Source organism: Micromonospora sp. C31, assembly GCF_018070575.1.
Classification (GTDB): Bacteria; Actinomycetota; Actinomycetes; order Mycobacteriales; family Micromonosporaceae; genus Micromonospora.
Map to the genome: position 1 here is coordinate 45,422 of NZ_JAGPXN010000009.1, position 18,962 is coordinate 64,383.

The 18,962-nt window shown below is 73.7% G+C and carries 16 protein-coding genes and 1 pseudogene; 5 read left to right on the forward strand and 12 right to left on the reverse strand.

Going from position 1 to position 18,962, the window contains the following annotated elements:
- The first annotated feature begins 68 nt into the window (after window positions 1-68).
- Window positions 69-2,342, forward strand: a complete 2,274-nt coding sequence (locus tag KBX06_RS14085; RefSeq protein WP_210834964.1) for an excinuclease ABC subunit UvrA — start codon at window positions 69-71, stop codon at window positions 2,340-2,342.
- Window positions 2,343-2,474: 132 nt separating this feature from the next.
- Here KBX06_RS14085 and KBX06_RS14090 read toward each other — a convergent pair whose 3' ends face one another.
- Window positions 2,475-3,086 carry a helix-turn-helix domain-containing protein gene (locus KBX06_RS14090; RefSeq protein ID WP_210834965.1) on the reverse strand — a complete coding sequence of 204 codons (612 nt, stop codon included), beginning with the start codon at window positions 3,084-3,086 and terminating at the stop codon, window positions 2,475-2,477.
- 131 nt (window positions 3,087-3,217) lie between these two features.
- On the opposite strand from KBX06_RS14090, the pseudogene KBX06_RS14095 reads away from it, so the two are divergent.
- A pseudogene (locus KBX06_RS14095) lies at window positions 3,218-3,358 on the forward strand (thioredoxin reductase); the annotation flags it as partial.
- A gap of 154 nt (window positions 3,359-3,512) precedes the next feature.
- Window positions 3,513-4,850 carry an NADP-specific glutamate dehydrogenase gene (gene gdhA / locus KBX06_RS14100; protein WP_210834966.1) on the forward strand — a complete coding sequence of 446 codons (1,338 nt, stop codon included), beginning with the start codon at window positions 3,513-3,515 and terminating at the stop codon, window positions 4,848-4,850.
- Window positions 4,851-5,060: 210 nt separating this feature from the next.
- On the opposite strand, the gene KBX06_RS14105 is transcribed toward gdhA, so the two are convergent.
- From KBX06_RS14105 to KBX06_RS14115, 3 genes are all read right to left on the reverse strand, one after another.
- Window positions 5,061-5,699 (reverse strand): hypothetical protein, encoded by a 639-nt coding sequence (locus tag KBX06_RS14105; protein ID WP_210834967.1) that lies wholly within the window; start codon window positions 5,697-5,699, stop codon window positions 5,061-5,063.
- Between the two features lie 13 nt (window positions 5,700-5,712).
- Window positions 5,713-7,434 carry a DUF4012 domain-containing protein gene (locus tag KBX06_RS14110; protein ID WP_307854628.1) on the reverse strand — a complete coding sequence of 574 codons (1,722 nt, stop codon included), beginning with the start codon at window positions 7,432-7,434 and terminating at the stop codon, window positions 5,713-5,715.
- 177 nt (window positions 7,435-7,611) lie between these two features.
- Window positions 7,612-8,835 carry a glycosyltransferase family 4 protein gene (locus KBX06_RS14115; protein ID WP_210834969.1) on the reverse strand — a complete coding sequence of 408 codons (1,224 nt, stop codon included), beginning with the start codon at window positions 8,833-8,835 and terminating at the stop codon, window positions 7,612-7,614.
- A gap of 162 nt (window positions 8,836-8,997) precedes the next feature.
- Here KBX06_RS14115 and KBX06_RS14120 point away from each other — a divergent pair, with 162 nt between their 5' ends.
- Complete coding sequence (locus KBX06_RS14120) at window positions 8,998-9,552, forward strand: low molecular weight phosphatase family protein (protein WP_210834970.1); 555 nt, start codon at window positions 8,998-9,000, stop codon at window positions 9,550-9,552.
- Here KBX06_RS14120 and KBX06_RS14125 read toward each other — a convergent pair.
- The gene (locus KBX06_RS14125; RefSeq protein WP_210834971.1) at window positions 9,533-10,987 is read right to left on the reverse strand and encodes a polysaccharide biosynthesis tyrosine autokinase; all 1,455 of its coding nucleotides are present in this window, start codon (window positions 10,985-10,987) and stop codon (window positions 9,533-9,535) included. The two genes, KBX06_RS14120 and KBX06_RS14125, sit on opposite strands and share 20 nt — an antisense overlap.
- Window positions 10,988-11,320: 333 nt before the next feature.
- Here KBX06_RS14125 and nhaA point away from each other — a divergent pair, with 333 nt between their 5' ends.
- Window positions 11,321-12,646 (forward strand): Na+/H+ antiporter NhaA, encoded by a 1,326-nt coding sequence (gene nhaA, locus KBX06_RS14130; RefSeq protein ID WP_210834972.1) that lies wholly within the window; start codon window positions 11,321-11,323, stop codon window positions 12,644-12,646.
- A gap of 157 nt (window positions 12,647-12,803) precedes the next feature.
- Here the strand turns inward: nhaA and KBX06_RS14135 are convergent, their stop codons facing one another.
- From KBX06_RS14135 to egtA, 7 genes are all read right to left on the reverse strand, one after another.
- On the reverse strand, window positions 12,804-13,085 hold the full coding sequence (locus tag KBX06_RS14135; protein WP_210834973.1) for a hypothetical protein: 282 nt from the start codon (window positions 13,083-13,085) through the stop codon (window positions 12,804-12,806).
- Window positions 13,082-13,444, reverse strand: a complete 363-nt coding sequence (locus KBX06_RS14140; protein ID WP_210834974.1) for a DUF1622 domain-containing protein — start codon at window positions 13,442-13,444, stop codon at window positions 13,082-13,084. The genes KBX06_RS14135 and KBX06_RS14140 overlap by 4 nt, the downstream gene beginning before the upstream one ends.
- A gap of 38 nt (window positions 13,445-13,482) precedes the next feature.
- Window positions 13,483-14,070 (reverse strand): TMEM165/GDT1 family protein, encoded by a 588-nt coding sequence (locus KBX06_RS14145; RefSeq protein WP_210835167.1) that lies wholly within the window; start codon window positions 14,068-14,070, stop codon window positions 13,483-13,485.
- Between the two features lie 282 nt (window positions 14,071-14,352).
- Entirely contained in the window at window positions 14,353-15,318 is a 966-nt protein-coding gene (gene egtD / locus KBX06_RS14150; protein WP_210834975.1) for an L-histidine N(alpha)-methyltransferase, read from the reverse strand.
- Between the two features lie 45 nt (window positions 15,319-15,363).
- Entirely contained in the window at window positions 15,364-16,110 is a 747-nt protein-coding gene (gene egtC / locus KBX06_RS14155) for an ergothioneine biosynthesis protein EgtC (RefSeq protein WP_210834976.1), read from the reverse strand.
- Between the two features lie 139 nt (window positions 16,111-16,249).
- Entirely contained in the window at window positions 16,250-17,587 is a 1,338-nt protein-coding gene (gene egtB / locus KBX06_RS14160) for an ergothioneine biosynthesis protein EgtB (RefSeq protein ID WP_210834977.1), read from the reverse strand.
- The gene (gene egtA / locus KBX06_RS14165) at window positions 17,584-18,816 is read right to left on the reverse strand and encodes an ergothioneine biosynthesis glutamate--cysteine ligase EgtA (RefSeq protein ID WP_210834978.1); all 1,233 of its coding nucleotides are present in this window, start codon (window positions 18,814-18,816) and stop codon (window positions 17,584-17,586) included. The genes egtB and egtA overlap by 4 nt, the downstream gene beginning before the upstream one ends.
- Window positions 18,817-18,962 lie beyond the last annotated feature (146 nt).

Sequence of the window (18,962 nt, forward strand, 5' to 3'; positions counted from 1 at the left end):
GAAGGCGGCCTGGCCCCCGTAGATGTAGTCCGGGCGCAACTCCGCCCACGATCCCACGAAGGTTCCGCATGCAGCAGCCAGCACGGTCCGCCGCCGACAGCCACGACATGATCGAGGTACGCGGCGCCCGGGAGAACAACCTCGCCTCCGTCTCGGTCGACATCCCCAAGCGCCGGCTGACCGTCTTCACCGGAGTCTCCGGCTCCGGCAAGTCCTCGCTCGTCTTCGGGACCATCGCCGCCGAGTCGCAGCGCCTGATCAACGAGACCTACAGCGCCTTCCTCCAGTCGTTCATGCCGAACCTGAGCCGCCCCGACGTCGACTCGCTGCGCAACCTGAGCGCCGCCATCGTCGTCGACCAGGAGCGGATGGGCGCGAACTCACGCTCCACCGTCGGCACCGCCACCGACGCGTACGCGATGCTGCGGATCGTCTTCAGCCGGCTCGGCACCCCGCACGTGGGTGGGGCGGGCGCGTTCAGCTTCAACCTGGCCGAGGGCATGTGCCCCACGTGCGAGGGTCTCGGGCGGGTCTCCGACCTCGACGTCGACGAGCTGGTCGACCGCGAGCGCTCGCTCAACGACGGCGCGATCAAGGTGCCCAACTTCGCCGTCGACTCGTGGTACTGGCAGAGCATCGTCAACTCCGGGCTGTTCGATCCCGACACCAAGCTCCAGGACTACACGCCGCAGCAGTGGGAGGACTTCCTCCACAAGCCGTCCACGAAGATCAAGGTGGGCAGCAACAACTGGACGTACGAGGGCCTGGCGGTCAAGGTACGCCGGCTCTACCTGACCAAGGACCGCGAGTCGGTGCAGGCGCACATCCGCGCGTTCGTCGACCGGGCGGTCACGTTCACCACCTGCGCCGACTGCGGCGGCACCCGGCTCAACGCGGCTGCGCTCGCCAGTCGGATCGCCGGGCGCAACATCGCGCAGTGCTCGGCGATGCAGATCAGCGACCTGGCCGGGTTCGTCCGGGCGATCGACGACCCGTCGGTCGCCCCGCTGGTCGGCAACCTGCGCGACCTGCTCGACTCGCTCGTCGAGATCGGCCTGGGCTACCTCAGCCTGGACCGCGAGTCCGCCACGCTCTCGGGCGGCGAGGCGCAGCGGGTGAAGATGGTCCGGCACCTCGGCTCCAGCCTCTCCGACGTCACGTACGTCTTCGACGAACCGACCGTCGGCCTGCATCCGCACGACATCGCCCGGATGAACGACCTGCTGCTGCGCCTGCGCGACAAGGGCAACACGGTGCTGGTCGTCGAGCACAAGCCCGAGACGATCGCCATCGCCGACCACGTGGTCGACCTCGGTCCCGGGGCCGGCACGGCCGGCGGCCGGATCTGCTTCACCGGCGACGTCGCCGGCCTGCGCCGCTCCGACACCCTCACCGGCCGGCACCTCGACCACCGGGTACGCCTGCGCGAGCACGCACGCCGGCCCTCCGGCCGGCTGCCGGTCCGCAACGCCGACCTGCACAACCTGCGCGACGTCGACGTCGACATCCCGCTCGGGGTGCTGACCGTGGTGACCGGGGTCGCCGGCTCCGGCAAGAGCTCGCTGGTCCACGGCTCGCTGCACCGCCGCGACGGCGTGGTGGTCGTCGACCAGTCGCCGATCCGGGGTTCCCGGCGCAGCAACCCGGCCACCTACACGGGCCTGCTGGACCCGATCCGCACCGCCTTCGCCAAGGCCAACGGGGTCAAGGCCGCGCTGTTCAGCGCCAACTCCGAGGGCGCGTGCCCGACCTGCAAGGGCATCGGTCTGGTCTACACCGACCTGGCGATGATGGCCGGTGTCGCCTCGGTCTGCGAGCAGTGCGAGGGACGGCGTTTCACCGACGAGGTGCTCACCTACCGGCTGCGGGGCAGGAACATCAGCGAGGTGCTCGCGATGTCCGCCACGCAGGCCCGGGACTTCTTCCCCGGCGGCGCCGCCCGGGCGATCCTCGACCGGCTGGTCGACGTCGGGCTCGGCTACCTGACCCTGGGCCAGCCGCTCAACACGCTCTCCGGCGGGGAGCGGCAACGGCTCAAGCTGGCCATCCGGATGGCCGACAGCGGGAGCACCTACGTGCTGGACGAGCCGACCACCGGGCTGCACCTGGCCGACGTGGACCAGTTGCTCGCCCTGCTGGACCGACTGGTGGACGCCGGCAACACCGTCGTGGTCATCGAGCACCACCAGGCGGTCATGGCGCACGCCGACTGGTTGATCGACCTCGGGCCGGGGGCGGGGCACGACGGCGGCCGGATCGTCTTCACCGGCACGCCGGCCGATCTGGTCGCCCACGGGGACACCCTGACGGCACGGCACCTGCGCGAGTACGTGGCCCGCTGAGCCGCCGGGACGGGCAACGGGCCGGGCCGCGGACGGGCAACGGGCCGGGCCGCGGACGGGCGGACGGGCCGGGCCGCGGACGGGCGACGGGCGACGGGCGACGGGCGGGAGGGACCGGGATCAGCCGGCGGGTCAGGCGTCGTCGGAGGGGGTGGACGGGGACTGCGCCCGGGGGCGGGCGCGCAGGTGGGCGCGTTCGCCCTGCCTGCCGAAGAGGCTGAGGAACTCGACCGGCTCGGCGTCGGCCGAGCCGAACCAGTGCGGTACGCGGGTGTCGAACTCCGCCGCCTCCCCGGGCGTGAGCACGAGATCCTGGTCGCCGAGGACGACCCGCAGCCGCCCGTTGAGCACGTAGAGCCACTCGTAGCCCTCGTGGGTCTGCGGGTCCGGTTCCGCCCGGCGACCGTTGCCCGGGATCACGAGCTTGTACGCCTGGATGCCGCCCGGCCGGCGGGTCAGCGGCAGCATCGTCATCCCGTGGCGGGTGACCGGACGCAGGTGGATGCGCGGGTCACCGGTGGTGGGGGCGTCCACGAGTTCGTCGAGCGTGACACCGTGCGCCCTGGCCAGCGGGAGCAGCAGTTCGAGGGTGGGCCGGCGGGCGCCGGACTCCAGCCGGGACAGCGTGCTCACCGAGATGCCGGTCACCGACGACAGGTCGGCGAGGGTGGTCTCCCGCTGCCGGCGCAGCGCGCGTAGCCGGGGCCCGACCGCGCCGAGCGTCTGGCCCAGGTCGTCGTCCATGCCGCAATCTTGCCACTGCGGCAACGACATTTGCCACCACGCCGACCGCAGCCGCATCGTGGGCGCGGGAGGTGGTCACGGTGACCGGTCGGTTGGCTGACGGCTCCGACCTGGTGGTGATCGGAGGCGGCGCGGCGGGGGCCGGCGAGCACGTCCCCGCCGACGCGACGGGGCGCACGGAGGTGCCCGGTGTGTGGGTCGCGGGCAACGTCACCGACCCGGCGGCCCAGTTCGGTGCCGCCGCCGCGGCCGGCGTGGTCGCGGCGGCCAGCCAGCCGCGCGAGGCAGGGACCGCGTCCCGGATCGGCTCGTCCACCAGACCGGTGGACCGGACGAGGTCACGGCCGTATCTCCGGACGGTTGGCGGGTATCCGGGCCGGGTGGTAGCAACAGGGACTACCAGCGCAAGCGAAGGGACGTGTCGGTATGCCGGAGACCATGGAGACGGTGTTCACCAGCGTGGTCGCCCGCAACCCGGGTGAGCCGGAATTCCACCAGGCGGTGCGTGAGGTGCTGGAGAGCATCGGCCCGGCGCTGGCCCGACACCCCGAGTACCGGCAGGCGCGGATCATCGAGCGGATCTGCGAGCCGGAGCGGCAGGTCATCTTCCGGGTGCCGTGGGAGGACGACCGCGGCCGGATCCAGGTCAACCGGGGCTTCCGGGTGGAGTTCAACAGCGCGCTCGGCCCGTTCAAGGGCGGGCTGCGCTTCCACCCGTCGGTCTACCTCGGGATCGTGAAGTTCCTCGGCTTCGAGCAGATCTTCAAGAACGCGCTGACCGGGCTGGCGATCGGCGGCGGCAAGGGCGGCGCGGACTTCGACCCCAAGGGGCGCTCGGACCGGGAGGTGATGCGCTTCTGCCAGAGCTTCATGACTGAGCTGTACCGGCACATCGGCGCGGAGACCGACGTGCCGGCCGGGGACATCGGCGTGGGCGGCCGGGAGATCGGCTACCTGTTCGGCCAGTACAAGCGGATCACCAACCGGTACGAGTCGGGGGTGCTCACCGGCAAGGGCCTGGCGTACGGGGGCGCGCAGGTGCGCCGGGAGGCGACGGGCTACGGGGCGGTCTTCTTCGCCGACGAGATGCTCCGGCAGGCCGGCGACGGCCTCGACGGCAAGCGGGTGGTGGTCTCCGGCTCCGGCAACGTGGCGATCTACGCGATCGAGAAGGTGCACCAGCTCGGTGGGAAGGTGGTCGCCTGCTCCGACTCGTCCGGCTACGTGGTTGACGACAAGGGCATCGACCTGGAGCTGCTGCGGGAGCTCAAGGAGCAGCGCCGGGCCCGGCTCGACGACTACGCCCGGCACGTGCCGCACGCGGTGGCGGTCTCCGGTCGTACCGTCTGGGAGGTGCCCTGCGAGCTGGCGCTGCCCTGCGCGACGCAGAACGAGATCGGCGGCGCGGAGGCCGCGTCGCTCGTGGCCGGCGGCTGCGTCGCGGTGGTGGAGGGCGCGAACATGCCCACCACGCCGGAGGCGGTACGCATCCTCGGCCGGGCCGGGGTGCGCTTCGCGCCGGGCAAGGCCGCCAATGCCGGCGGGGTGGCGGTGAGCGCGCTGGAGATGCAGCAGAACGCCAGCCGGGACTCGTGGACGTTCGCCGAGTCGGAGCAGCGGCTGCGCGACATCATGCGCGACATCCACGACCGCTGCTGGAGCACCGCCGAGGAGTACGGGCTGCCCGGCGACTACGTGGCCGGGGCCAACATCGACGGGTTCCGCCGGGTGGCGGAGGCGATGTTGGCCCACGGCCTGATCTGACCGGATGACCGCTCCGCCGCGACAGCGCCGGCGCGAAGCTGCGGGTCCAGGGCGACGCCGGCGAGCCGGACCTCCTCCCGGTACGGGCCGTCGGGCCGCTTCGACGGGCGACCGGAGCCGGCGGGAAGAGGGCTGGCGCCCGTCGGAGGATTCCGACGGGCGCCAGCCCCTTTCGCGGTGTCCGGGCGCTGCCCGCAGGGAGTCCCACCGTCAGCGCGCGGCTCCCATGCCGAGGCGGTGGCGCTTGCGCCAGACCAGCGACAGCAGCAGGAGCACCGCGCCGGCGCCGACGAGCCCGCCGCCGAACTTCATCGGAGTGCTCAGGCTGTCACCCGTGACGGGCAGCGGCGGCGCGTGCTTCTTGAGCACGGTCAGCGTCGCGGTCGCCACCTGGCCGGACGTCTGACCGACCGCCCGGAAGGTGTACCTGCCGGGGTAGCGCGGCGTGTAGGTGGTGCGGAAGTTGCCGTTGGCGTCGGCCGTGACCACGATGGTGCTGGGGCTCGGCTGGGGCGCCCGCTGGAACGCAACCGGCGCCATCGCGACCATCTCGCCGTTGCTGCGGCGTGCCTGCTCGGCACCCGGCACGGCGGCAGCGAGCGGCGACGTGCTGACGGTGATGACGACCGTCTCGCCCGGCGTCCAGCCGCTGCCGATCAGGGTGGTGGTCTCGCCGACCACGACGGTCGGCGGGCTCACCGCGAGCGTCGCCGGGCCGGGCGGGTAGACCGGTGGCTGTGGCGTTCCGGTGCCGGGCGCCGGCTGCGGCTGCGCCGCCCCCGCTGCGGTCGGCGCGGCCAGCACGGCCATGCCGACCGTGAGCGCCATGATGATGCGGGATAGCCGCATGATTGGTTCCCTCCTACTGATCACAGCTTGGTGCGGAAACAACTTGGGTGGTCCATGGGGTGGCGGTGGGGGTCAGCCACAGCTCGGCGGTACCGACGCCGGTGGTCGCCGTCAGCAGGGTGACCTCCAACGTGCGGGAGCCCCCCGGGCCGACCTCGACGTTGACGGTGCCCACCTGGCGGCGCCGTTCGGTGCCGCTGCCCACCGCCGTCTCGGCCCCGTCCAGTCGGGCGGCGAGTACCGCCCCACCGGCCGGGCTGTGCACCGACACCAACGTGCGGGCGGTGTACGGGTCACCCGCCAGACCGAGGCCGAGGACCGACTTGCTGAGACCCGACTTCGGCGCCGACGAACGCAGGACGACCCGGAGCCGGAGCTCCCGGCGGCCGTCGGGCCGGCAGTCACCGACCGCCAGGGTCGCCGACGGCCGGAGGTAGTAGCCGAGCTTCGCGCCGCTGCCGTCGTTGAGGAACACGCCGACCGTCGGCACCTTGTCCTTCTCCGGGAGCGCCCCGGCCATCCGGCTGTCGCCGATCGTCCGTTGCTCCTCGGGTCGGGCACTCCAGAACAATATCCGGCGTTCGGTGACAGCACGGTCAAATGAGGACAATAACGCCTTAGGGTCAACGTTCTTCGTGACCAGCGCGTCGAACACGGCGGCGGCGGAGGCGGCGAAGAAGGCGTCCTGCTTCTTGTCGTCCATCCGCTGGTAACTGTCACTGAGCACCGTCTGCACGACCTTCTCGGCGGCCAGCGGCACACCGCCGGGCACCATCACCGGGCCCGTGGCCTTGAGCAGGTACGACAGCACCACCGGATCGACGGCGAGCACCCCGTCCACGGTGGTCCCCGTGCGCCGCCGGAACATCTCCCGGTAGAGCGCGGCGGCGGTCGGGAAGTGCGGGGTGAGGTTGACGTCGGCCGGATAGATCCCGGGCAGGTCGGCCCAGAGGCTGCGGACCTCCGCGGGCACCTTCAGCGGCGGCACGAACCGGCCCAGCGCGCTGCTGGTGCCCTGCTGCCCCATCCGGACCCGGCCGTCGGCAGCGTGGATGACGGCGTACGCGCCGATCATGCCGCCGGTGGCGCGCAGTTCGGCGGGATTCTGGGAGACCACGAGGTAGGTGCGGTGGCCGTCCGCGCCCAGCAACGCCGGAAGCAGCCGGCTGGCCTGGTCGGCGGCGGCGGTCAGGTCGGCCAGCCGGTCGATCTCGCCGCGCAGGTCGGCGAGCGCCTGCCGGACCTGAGCCACCAGGCCGTCGGTGGGCACCGCGGCGAGACCGTCACGGGCGCCCCGCACCGCGGAGTCGACCGTGGTCAGCTCGGACGACAGGGCCCGCAGCCGGCCCACGTCCAGCCGCCCGCCCGTTGGCACGAGGCTGGTCAGGTCGGCGCGCAGCAGCGGCGGGAACGCCTGCCGGGCCAGGTCGTCGATGGCCACCGAGACCTGCCGGACCGCCGCCAGGTCGTCCCCCGCGTACGGGGTGTGCCGACCGACCCACCAGCCGGGGTCGCCGGTCGCCGCCCGGGCGCTGCCGGCCTGCTCCTGGAGCGCCGCCAGGGTGCGCTGCGCCCGGGCGGTGTCGCCCCCGAGCACCTGGGCGCTGAGTTCCCGGGCCAGACCGGCGGCGTTGAGCAGGTGGGCGCGGGCCTGCCAGCCCCGCAAGCCCACCCAGCCGCCGGTCAGCAGCACCAGGGAAACCACCACGAGAGTGGCGAGCAGGGCCAGGCGCACCTGCCGCCGTCGGCGGGAACGACCACGCCGTCGACGCGGTCTCGCGCTCTCCGTCACACCACACGTCCTTCCTGGGAGGCGGAGACCGGACCGCGATCCGCTGCCGCTCCGCACTGCTAACGATCGTTTTCACCCGGAGATGACGCAGTCGACCGGTACGCGAGCCCCGCTCGCCGCTCAACGCACCCCGGCACGCCCGGCGGCCGCCTCGTACAGCAGCCGTTCGATCCGCTCCACGCCCGCCGACATCGACATCTCCCGCAGGTACGTCTCGCGGCCGCGCCGGCCCATGTCGCTCCGGGCGGGCGACGGGATGGTGGCGGCGAGCCAGAACCGGTCGGCCAGGCTCGCCCAGTCCTCCGGCGGGCAGGAGAGCCCCGCCCGGGCCCGCTCCACCACCTCGGCGGTGTCACCGCCGGCGGAGGCGACCACCGGCGCGGCGCAGGAGAACGCCGCCTGCAGCTTCGCCGGCAGGGTGCTGCGCAGCTCGGGCAGGTCCCGCAGCATGACGAGCTGGTAGTCGGCGGCGGCGTACAGGTCCGGCATGTCCGGCGGAGACCGCCGCTCGACGAAGCGCACGTTCTCGGCGCGCAGGTCGGCGGCGAGCCCCCGCACCCGCCGCTCGTCCGCGCCCGAGCCCACCAGGACGAGGTCCACCGTGCGCTCGAGCGCCGCCGCCGCCCGTACCGCGGTCTCCAGGCCCTGCCGGGCGCCGATGGTGCCGGCGTGCATCACCACGCAGCGCCCGTCGCGGCGCACCAGCCTGCGGGCGGCGCGGCTGGGCCGCGCGGGCTGGAAGATCCGCTCGTCGGTCCAGTTGAGCACCACCCGTACCCGGGCCGGGTCCGCGCCCGCCGCGACCACCCGGCCGCGTAGCGACGGCGCGGCCACCGCGATCCGGTCGGCGGCCCGGTAGACGCGCGCCATCGCGGCGCCGATCCGCCCGGCCCACCGCCCGTTCTCGGCCCCGGTGGGCTGGTCCTCCGCCCAGACGTCCTGCACGTGCACGAGGGTCGGCACCCGGCCCAGCACGCGGAGCAGAGCCACCGCGGCGAAGGCGTTCGCCGGCGGCAGGTGGACGTAGAGGGCGTCGACGTCGGCCAGGAACGACCGCCCGGACAGCGTCGCGCTGCCGGCGAACGACAGGTGCCCGGCCATCCGGGTGCGGACCGACCCGTCGCCCGCCGAGTAGCGCGGCACCCGCCGCACGGTCAGCCGCTCGCTGCGGGTCTCGTGCCGCCAGCGTTGCCGCCAGCCCGGGTAGACGTGGCCGCCGGGATAGTCGGGGAAGCCGGTCAGCACCTTCACCTGGTGCCCCCGCACGGCGAGTTCCTCGGCGAGGCTGCCCGGGATGAACGCCGGCTCGGGCGGGAAGTGGTACGACAGGATCCCGATCCTCACCGACCCGCCTCCGTCCGGACGCGACGGTTCGGCGCGGCAGCGTGACGTGGACGCGTCCGGCCCGCGTACGATGCCGTCATCCCCTCCACGTCCGGCCGGCTCCGACGGCCGGCGGCCGACGCGGCACGACCGTCCGCGACGGCACCGACGAGAGGGGTACGCATGGTCGACCGGGTGCTGTTCGTCTGCCACGCCAACCTGTGCCGCTCACCGATGGCCGAGTACATCGCCCGCCGCCTGCTGGCCGGGCGCGCGGTCACGGTCGCCAGCGCCGGAACCGACGCGTTCGACGACCTGCCGATGCACCCGTACGCGGCGAACCTGGCGGCGGAGACCGGTGGGGACCCCACCGACTTCCGCAGCCGCCGGCTGCGCCGGGAGCACCTGGTCGGGGCGACGCTGGTGCTCGCGGCGACGCGCCGCCAACGCTCGGTGTGCACCGCGCTCGCGCCCGCCGCGCTGCACCGGACGTTCACCCTCCGGCAGTTCGGCCGGCTGGCCGCGGCAGCCGACCCGGCGACGGATGCGGCCGACGGCCCACTGCGCGCGGCGGTCGAGGCGGCCGCCCGCGTCCGGGGGCGGCTGCAACCCGCCCCCGGCGACACGGACGACCTGCGGGACCCGATCGGCGGGACCGTCGCCGACTTCCGGCGCTGCGCGGAGGAGATCGAACAGTCGATGCGCCCCCTCGCGGCGCTCATCGGGACAGCCGGGTGAGTTCCTGCGTACGGTCGCTGACGACATCGTCGACGCGCTCCGCGTGCCGGGCGGCCGAGTCGGCGGGCACGCCCGGCGTCGCGGCGGCGGCGACCACCCGGTAGGCCTCGTACTGGTACGCCTCCGCCTTGGCCACCTTGGCCATGTTCAGCACGCAGCCGAGCAGCCGTACGGAGACCGAGCTCAGGGCCCGGGCGGCCTGCGCCACCTGGCTGCGCGAGGTGCGGCCCTGTTGGGAGACGAGCAGCGCGCCGTCGGCCTGCACGGCCACCACGACGCCGTCGGTCACCGCCAGCAGCGGGGCGGTGTCGATGATGACGATGTCGGCCGACTCCCGCAGGGCGAGCAGCAGGTCCGCCATCGCCTTGGAGCCGAGCAGCTCGCTGGGGTTGGGCGGCGCCGAGCCGCTCGGGAGCACCAGCAGGGACTTGTCGCCCCAGCGCTGCACCACGTCGCCGACCAGCACGTCGCCGACCAGCACGTCGGTCAGCCCGATGCCGGCGTCGAGCCCCAGGTAGTCGGCGACCTTCGGCCGGCGCAGGTCGGCGTCGACCAGCAGCACCCGCCAGCCGGCCTCGGCCAGGGCGATCGCCAGGTTGCAGGAGAGCGTGGTCTTGCCCTCTCCCTGCAGGGCGCTGGTGACCGCGATGACCCGGGCGGGCTCGTGCACGTCGACGAAGCGCAGGTTGGTCCGCAGCTTGCGGACCGCCTCGGCCCGGGCGGAGCTCGCCGCCGCGCCGACGATCAACGGCTCCGACTTCGCGCTGCTCTCGAAGGGGATCTCGCCGAGCAGCGGGCTGCCGGTGGTGCGTTGGAGGCCGGCGGCGTCGCGCAGGCGGACGTCGGCGACGCCGCGCAGGATCGCCAGGCCCACGCCGGCGAGCAGACCGAGCAGCGTGCCGACGGCGAAGTTGCGCATGGGCTGCGGCGATACGGGCACCGGGGTGACCCGGGGTCCGCTGACCACCTCGATCCTGATCGGGCCGGCCCTGCCGTCCTGGGTCGTCTCCACCTTCTGCACCAGCTCGACGAACTTCGCGGAGAGCAGTTCGGTGACCTTCAGGGCCCGGTTCTGGTCCGTGTCGGTCACGGACGCGCGCAGCAGCACGGTGCCGGTCTCGGTGGAGGTGCTGACCCGACTCTGGACCTCCTCGGCGGTGAGCCCGACCGGGTCCTCGGCGACCACGCTCTGCGCGAGGCGGTCGCTGGTCAACAGCTCCGCGTAGGACTTGACCCGCTGCTGGAGGAAGAGGCCGCCCTGGTAGGCGTCGGTGACGCCCTGGCTCGGCGTGGTGACGAAGAAGGTCACCGACGCGACGTAGCGGGGCTGCGCCCGGACGGTGACGAGGGCGGTGACGCCGAGCGAGACCATGACGGTGAGGAGCACGATCCACCAGTGCCGGCGCACGAGGCGGAGTTGGCGGTACACGTCCATCAGGCGCGCCTCCGTACCGGGCCGGTAACGCCAAAGAACTTCACGAAAACCCCCAAGGTCGACCTAAGCTCGTGAAACCATTAAAGCGAGCCATACGGCTTATGTCCCGAGTTATGCGCTTTCGCCCCTTGACATATGCGTCCGACCCGCCACCGGACAAACGGGCGTAAGGCGTCCCGGGTGGCGGGGCGAACGGCCCGTACGTGACGTGGCCGGCAATCACCCGTCCCGACTCGCCGGTGACGGCGCTGCTGGATAGGGTCGGAGTCGGTGTGCCGGGAAGCCTGGTCGGCATCGATCCGTGCTGCCCGAAGACCCGAGGTGGACCCGCGCATGACCGACCGCACCCCGCACGACGACGACCGTCCCCGCCCGAACCGCCGGTTCTTCTCGCGTACGTCCTGGCCGGAGGCCCGCTTCCTGGCCGACGTGCTGCGCACCGAGACCGTCGGCGGCGGCCTCCTGCTGCTCGGCGCGGTGATCGCGCTGGTCTGGGCGAACTCGCCCTGGGAGTCCGCCTACTCGGCCCTGCGTGCGTGGGTGCCCTGGTCCGGCGGGGCCAGCCTGCACCTCGACCTGAGCCTGGCCACCTGGGCCGCCGACGGCCTGCTGGCGATCTTCTTCTTCGTGGTCGGGCTGGAACTCAAGCGGGAGTTCGTCGCGGGCGAACTGCGCGACCCGCGCCGGGCGGCACTGCCGGTGGTCGCGGCGGTCGGCGGCATGGCCGCGCCCGCCCTGATCTACCTCGCGGTCACCCTCGCCGCCGGCGGCGAGGGGGTGCGGGGCTGGGCCATCCCCACCGCGACGGACATCGCCTTCGCGCTGGCCGTGCTGGCCGTCATCGGCTCCCACCTGCCGCAGGGCCTACGGGCCTTCCTGCTCACCCTCGCGGTGGTCGACGACCTGCTCGCCATCACCATCATCGCGGTCTTCTACACCGACGACTTCAGCCCGCTACCGCTGCTGGCCTCCCTGGTCCCCATCGCCGTCTTCGGCCTGCTCGTGCAGCGGCGCAAGACCTGGTGGTGGGCACTGATCCCGCTCGCGGTCACCGCCTGGACCCTGATGCACGCCTCCGGGGTGCACGCCACCGTCGCGGGCGTCCTGCTGGGCTTCACCGTGCCCGTCCTGCGGGGCAAGACCGGCGACTCGCACGGGCTCGCCGAGCACCTGGAGCACCGCTGGCGCCCGATCTCGGCCGGGTTCGCCGTGCCGATCTTCGCCTTCTTCGCGGCCGGGGTCTCGCTGCGGGGCGCCGACCTGGGAGCCATCGTCACCGACCCGATCGTGATCGGCGTCGTCGCCGGCCTGGTGCTCGGCAAGGTCATCGGAATCTTCGGCTCGACGTTCCTGCTCGCCCGGTTCACCCGGGCGCAGCTCGACGAGGACATCACCTGGACGGACCTGCTCGGCGTGGCACTGCTCGCCGGGATCGGATTCACCGTCTCCCTGCTGATCGGCGAACTCGCCTTCGGCACCAGCAGCGCCGCCGACGACAACGTCAAGGCTGCCGTGCTGACCGGCTCGGTGGTCTCCGCGCTGCTCGCCACGGTCGTGCTGGTGCGACGCAACGCCGCCTACCGGCGGATCGCCGAGGAGGAGCGGGTGGACGCCGACCAGGACGGCATCCCGGACGTCTACCAGCGCCGCAACGGCTGACCGGGCCGGCCCGTCCGGCGCCGGCCACGAGGCCCCGGCGGTTCGCGCCGCCGGGCCGGTTCGCGCCGCCGGGCCGGTTCGCGCCGCCAGGCCGGTTCGCGCCGCCAGGCCGGTTCGCGCCGCCGGGCCGGGGTGCCCCATGCCGGGCCGCCAACCCTCAGCCGGGCGCGTCCGGGGCCCGCGACGGCGGGTTGCGGACCTGCCCGGGCGGCCCGCCGGCGGTGAGCGCGGCCCAGAGCAGCCGGCGCAGCAGCACGATCGCCGCCGCGGCGGCCAGGTCCGGCCAGCCCTGGCCGCCGGCCAGCCGCAGCAGGCCCGCGGCGGTGAGCAGGTCCAGCAGCACCCGCATGGCCGACCGCCAGGATCCCGTGCCGAACAGCACCGCCAGCCCGGCCAGGGCGGCGGCCGCGGTGACGGCGGCGACCAGGGCGGGGATCACCCGCCGCGCTCCACCGCGCGGACCTGCTGCTGCTCCTGGCGGATCTCCCGGCCCAGGAAGTAGTTCAACGCGGTCCGGATCGTGGCGATGGCCGCCAGCTGGCCGATCTGGGCGAAGGTCGGCGAGAGCGCCGTACGCAGGATGTCCGCCGCGAGCTGGAACTCCAGCCCGAGGGTGAGGAACCGCCCCAGGGAGAGCCGGATCGGCGTGAACACGTCGGCGCTGCGGCGCCGCAGCCCCTCGACCACGAACCGCAGCGCCGCCCACGCCGCCCCGACGAAGATGACCACCGCGCCGGCGACCTCCACCGCGGTGACCAGGCTCTGGTAGCCGTGGCGCAGGATCTCCTCGACACCCACCCGCTGGCCTTACCCGGCCAGCACGGCGGTAGTCGGCGTCAGGTGAGCTGCGTGACGGCCTCCAGGATCAGCCAGAGCCCGCAGATCGCGAAGAGCACCGCAGCGCCGTACCTGATGGTCTTCTCCGGCAGCCGCCGGCCGAGCATCCGCCCGACGAGGATGGCGAGCGCGTCCGCCGCCACCATGCCGATCGTCGAGCCGAGCCAGGTGCCGAACCAGCCGTACTGGGTGGCGAGGGTGATCGTGGCGAGCATGGTCTTGTCGCCCAACTCGGCCAGGAAGAACGCGACCGACACCGCGACGATGGCGGACTTGCTGGTCTTCTCAGCCTTGCGCTTCTCCTGCTCGGTGAGGGTGTCGCCGCGCAGGGTCCACGCTCCGAAGCCGAGGAACGCCAGGCCCCCGACGAGGGAGATCCACTCCGTCGGCAGTGCCGCGCCGAGCCCGTGGCCGATCGCCACCGAGGCCAGGTGCACCACGGCGGTGGCGACGGTGATCCCGATCAGGACCGGTACGGTTTTGAAGCGGGTGGCGAAGGTCAGGGCCATCAGCTGGGACTTGTCCCCCAGCTCCGCGACGAAGATGACGCCGAAGCTGACCACCAGCGCGACGAGGAAGCCTTCCATGACATCCTTCCGGATCATGCCGGGAGGAGGTACGGGGCGCCCTCGACCCGGCTGCTACAGCCTGGGTCGAAGGTCTCGCCCGCCTCGGATGACGAGGCCGCGTGGCCGGATGCGGAACGCACCAGTGTGTCGACCACGGCATTGGGGGCTACTCCCCTTCGTGCCGCCCAGCCTAGCCGACCACCGATCCGGCCGGCCTGGCCGGGTGAGGCTGCTCACCCGGGCAGGCCGGCACCGGCCGTCACGCAGGACCCTGCCGGTCACCCGGCGCGGGCGCCGCCGCTATCCGGCGCGGGCCAGGGTGACGCCGAACAGTCCGTCCGGGTCGGTCCAGAAGTCGTGGGCCGCGAAGCGGGCGGCACCCAGCTCGGCGGCGATCCCCTCGGGCCGGAACTTCGCCGACACCTCCGTGCGCAACTCCTCGCCCTCGGCGAAGGCGACCGCCAGGTCGAGCACCCGTACGCGCATCGGCCGCCGCGCCCGCAGCCGCATCTCGATCCACTCCCGCCGCGGGTCCCAGAGCGCGACGTGGGCGAAGCCCTCCGGATCGAAGTCGGCGCCCAGCTCCCGGTTGACCACCCGCAGCACGTTGCGGTTGAACTCGGCGGTGACCCCGGCCGCGTCGTCGTACGCCGGCACCACCACCGCCGGGTCCTTGACCAGGTCCGTGCCGATCAGCAGCCAGTCACCCGGCTCCAGCGCAGCCCGCATCGCGGCGAGGAACCCCGCCCGCTCGGCCGGCAGGAGGTTGCCGATCGTGCCGCCCAGAAAGAGCACCAGCCGGCGCCCGCCGGTCGGCAGGCGGTCCAGGTGGCGGGTGAAGTCACCCACGATGCCGCGTACCCGCAGCCCCGGGTAGTCGACGGCGATCTCGGCGGTCGACTGCCGCAGTGCGCTGACCGACACGTCCAGCGGCACGAACGTGCCGAGCCCGCCCCGGCGGGTGAACGCGTCCAGCAGCAGCCTTGTCTTCTCCGACGACCCCGAGCCGAGCTCGATCAGCGTCTTCGCCCCGGTCAGCTCGGCGATCGTGGCCGCCCGCTCGGCCAGCACCGCGCGCTCGGCCCGGGTCGGGTAGTACTCCGGCAGCCGGGTGATCTCCTCGAACAGCTCGCTGCCGCGGGCATCGTAGAACCACTTGGGGGGCAGCCACTTCTCCTCGGCTGTCAGGCCGGTGCGGACGTCGTCCCGGAGGCTACGGCCCAGGTCCTGCTCCTCCAGGTGGATCTCCAGCGGCTCCGCGCTCATGTCGTCCCCTTCGTCGTCGGGTGGAACGTCGCTGTCGGCCGGCGGTCAGACCTCGGCGAGGGCGCGGACGCGCACCCCCGTCGCGGTGGCCTCCACCAGTCGCCCGTCCGGCACCGCCTGCCAGCCGGGGTCGTCGTCGTGCGGCTCGGACGCCAGCAGCACCGAGGCCGGCGTCGCGCGGATAGACAGCGCGTGCCCGACCGCGCTGGCCACCACGGTGCGCCCGTCGGTGAGCAGCAGGTTGAGCCGGGACCCGGGTGCGGCCCCGGCCACCGCCGTCACGGTCTCGGCGATCGCGCGCGCCGGCTTCACCCCGGCCCGCAGCCGATGGCGCACCAGCGCCCACAGCAGCGCCGAGTCGGTGGCCGCGTCGAGGGTGAGCAGATCCCGTACGGGCAGGGTGGCGGCGAGCGCGACCATCGAGTCGGGCCAGCCCCGCACCACCCCGTTGTGGCTGAACAGCCAGCGCCCCTCGGCGAACGGGGCGGCGGCCCCGTCGAGCACCGCCATGCCCACCGTGGCGGAGCGGACGGCGGCCAGCACCGCGCCGGCCGAGGTGACCTCCGCGAGCTGGGCGATGGTCGGGTCGCTCCAGATCGGCTGCGAGCGCCGGTAGCGCACCGGCTCGCCGTCGCCCGGGTACCAGCCGACGCCGAAACCGTCGGCGTTGATCGTTCCGCCCCCGCGCATGTCGCGGGGCGCCCAGGACTGCCGCACGAGGGAGTACGGCGGGTCGAACAACAGCTCCCGCAGGGTCACCGGCGGCCCCAGGTAGGCCAGGTGGCGGCACATCAGGCGGCACCTTCCCGCCCGGCGGCGGGGTGCCCCGGATGCCCGGTCCCGCCCGGCCCCGCGGCGGGGTGGCCCGGATGCCGGCCCCGGCGCAGGGAGCGCGGTCGGCGCGCGATCCTGCCTCCCCTCGGCCTCGTCCTCATGGCCGCGACTCCTCCGGTCGGGCGTCGCGCGCGCAGCGGAAGCCGCTGAAGATCTGCCGCCGGATCGGGAGGTCCCAGTTGCGGAAGGTGCCCCGGCAGGCGGCCCGGTCGGTGCCGAACGACCCGCCGCGCAGCACTTGGTGATCGTCGCCGAAGAAGACCTCCGAGTATTCGCGGTAGGGAAACGCGGTGAAGCCGGGATGCCCCCGGAACGGGGTGGAGGTCCACTCCCACACGTCGCCGATGAGCTGGTGCACGCCCAACGGCGAGGCGCCGGCCGGATAGGCGCCCACCGGGGCGGGCCACAGGTGCCGCTGGCCCAGGTTGGCGTGCTCGGCGGTGGGATCGGCGTCGCCCCAGGGGTAGCGGCGGGAGCGGCCGGTGGCCGGGTCCCAGCGGGCCGCCTTCTCCCACTCCGCCTCGGTCGGCAGCCGCTTACCGGCCCACGCGGCGTACGCCTGCGCCTCGTGGAAGCAGACGTGCACCACCGGCTCGTCGTCGCGTACCGGCGCCCACCGCCCGAACCGCCGGTAGGCCCAGCCGTCGCCGTCGCGTCGCCAGTGCATCGGCGCGACCAGCTCCGCCTCCCGGCGGTGCCGCCAGCCGGCCGGGCTCCACCAGCGCGGGTCGTCGTAGCCGCCGTCGGCGATGAACTCGCGGTAGCGCCCGTTGGTCACCGGCGCCGCGTCGATGACGTACGCCGGCAGGTGCACCCGGTGGGCCGGGCGCTCGTTGTCCATCGCCCACGGGTCGGTGTCGGTGCCCATGGTGAACTCGCCAGCCGGCACCAGAACCCCGGTGTCGACCCGGGCCGTCGGCTCCGGCGGCGGCGGGGCGTGCAGCACCGCCGGCCCGGCGCGCAGCTGGTGGGTGGCGAGCATCGTCTCGTCGTGCTGCTGCTCGTGCTGCACGATCATGCCGAAGGCGAAGCCGTCGGCGACCAGTGCCCGCTCGGTGAACGCGACCCGGTCCAGCAGGTCGAGCACCTTGTCCCGGACGGTGAGCACGTAGTCGCGGGCCTCCTGCGGGGGCAGCAGCGGCAGCGCCGGGCGGTCCCGGCGGGGCTGCTTGAACGCGTCGTACAGGTCGTCGATGTCCCGCCGGACGGGTTCGCGCCCGCCCACGTCCCGGACCAGCCAGAGTTCCTCCTGGTTGCCGACGTGGGCGAGGTCCCAGACCAGCGGCGACATCAGCGGCGAGTGCTGCCGCATCAGGTCGGCCTCGTCGACGGTCTCGGTCAGCAGGACGGTGCGGGCGCGGGTGCGTTCCAGCTCCGCCGCGATCCGGCTGCGCAACTGTTCCGCGCCCGTCGACCGCGTGGTCGCTCCGGTCACCGGTCGCTCCTCCCCGCGGCGTCCCGCCGCCGCCGTATGCCTCGGTCGAGGTCGTCGTGCAGGGCCGCCGGCAGCTCGAGCCGGGGCAGGGCCGCGAGGGCCAGGTCGAACAGGTCCGCCGCGGCGGCGGCCAGCACCGGGTCACGCAGGCCGTGGCGGGCGGCGGCGTGCCAGCGGTGCGCCACCGGCCCGGCGACGGTGCGGGCCGCCCGGACCGTGCCGGGGTCGGCGAGCAGGACGGCCAGCACCGCGAGCGGGATCGTCCAGCCCCGGCCCGGCTGCGTGTCGAGGTAGCGCAGCTCCAGGTAGCCCCGGGGCCGCACCGGCGGAAAGAGGGTGCTCACGTGGTAGTCGAGGTCGTCGGTGGTGGGCGGTCGGGGCAGCGCCCCGTCGACCCAGTCGGCGAACGTGATCCCCGGCGGCGGCGTCCAGTCGGGGCCGTCGCCACGCACGCAGAGCAGCGGCGCGGCGAGGACGTATCTGGTCCAGGCGGTGACCGGGTCGACGTCGGTCTCGGGCGTCCAGACGGGACGGGTGCGGGCCGGTTCGATGCCGTACCAGGCCGCCATCCGGGCGGACGCCCACCCGGTGTTGCGGCCGGCGTGCCGGTCGGCCGTGGCGAACGCGGCCAGCAGGGGCGGCCCGAGCGCGTGCACCGCCGCCCACCGGTCCGGCAGGTGCTCCGGCTCCCCGGCGTCCAGGCAGACCTGGAGCCCGGCGGTGCTGTACATCATCGTCCGGCCGGCCGGGCCACGTCGGTCGAAGACGTGGCGCATGGCGCGGTAGCGGGGGCCCTCCACCACCGGTCGGGGCGGCCGGTGCGGGTCTATGCCACTGCGGCCGAGGACCAGCCCGGCGGCGTCGAGCAGGCCGCTCAGCTCGGCGATGTCGCCGTCGGCCGCGTGGATGAGGGTGGCGAGTGAGGAGCGCGGCGCGGTGGAGATCTCCAACTGACCGCCGGGCTCCACGGTCACGGTGCCACCGTGCGGGAGCGGATCGGCGGGGCTCGCGCGGTCGAGGGTGCGGGGGCTGTGTCGCCCCAGGGCCGCCCGTAGCCGCTCGCCGTCGACCGGGCGGGCGGGGTCGGCGGCGTCGTGCACGGTCCATTCGAGTTCGACGCCGGTGTGCGTCGGTGGACCGGTCTTGAAGCAGATGCGCGCCAGGTGCCCCTCGGCGGCGGCGGACTCCCGCAGGACGGTGCTCCGGTCGAGTTCCGGCGATGTCACCACAGGACGGTCTCCCTTCCCGGCCCACTTCCGATCGGTGTCACCGTAGCGCCACCCACCGTCATCGACGAGGGCGTCGGCGGTCCCACCCATTCCTGTCTAGCAGACGAGTTCCGCGCGATCGGGCGGAACGTGCAGGCGGAGACGGC

Bases quoted from the DNA above. Each gene is read 5' to 3' on its own strand.
- KBX06_RS14085 (WP_210834964.1), top strand. From the start codon at position 69: ATGCAGCAGCCAGCACGGTCCGCCGCCGACAGCCACGACATGATCGAG.
- KBX06_RS14090 (WP_210834965.1), bottom strand. From the start codon at position 3,086: ATGGACGACGACCTGGGCCAGACGCTCGGCGCGGTCGGGCCCCGGCTA.
- gdhA (WP_210834966.1), top strand. From the start codon at position 3,513: ATGCCGGAGACCATGGAGACGGTGTTCACCAGCGTGGTCGCCCGCAAC.
- KBX06_RS14105 (WP_210834967.1), bottom strand. From the start codon at position 5,699: ATGCGGCTATCCCGCATCATCATGGCGCTCACGGTCGGCATGGCCGTG.
- KBX06_RS14120 (WP_210834970.1), top strand. From the start codon at position 8,998: ATGGTCGACCGGGTGCTGTTCGTCTGCCACGCCAACCTGTGCCGCTCA.
- KBX06_RS14125 (WP_210834971.1), bottom strand. From the start codon at position 10,987: ATGGACGTGTACCGCCAACTCCGCCTCGTGCGCCGGCACTGGTGGATC.
- nhaA (WP_210834972.1), top strand. From the start codon at position 11,321: ATGACCGACCGCACCCCGCACGACGACGACCGTCCCCGCCCGAACCGC.
- KBX06_RS14145 (WP_210835167.1), bottom strand. From the start codon at position 14,070: ATGGAAGGCTTCCTCGTCGCGCTGGTGGTCAGCTTCGGCGTCATCTTC.
- egtD (WP_210834975.1), bottom strand. From the start codon at position 15,318: ATGAGCGCGGAGCCGCTGGAGATCCACCTGGAGGAGCAGGACCTGGGC.
- egtC (WP_210834976.1), bottom strand. From the start codon at position 16,110: ATGTGCCGCCACCTGGCCTACCTGGGGCCGCCGGTGACCCTGCGGGAG.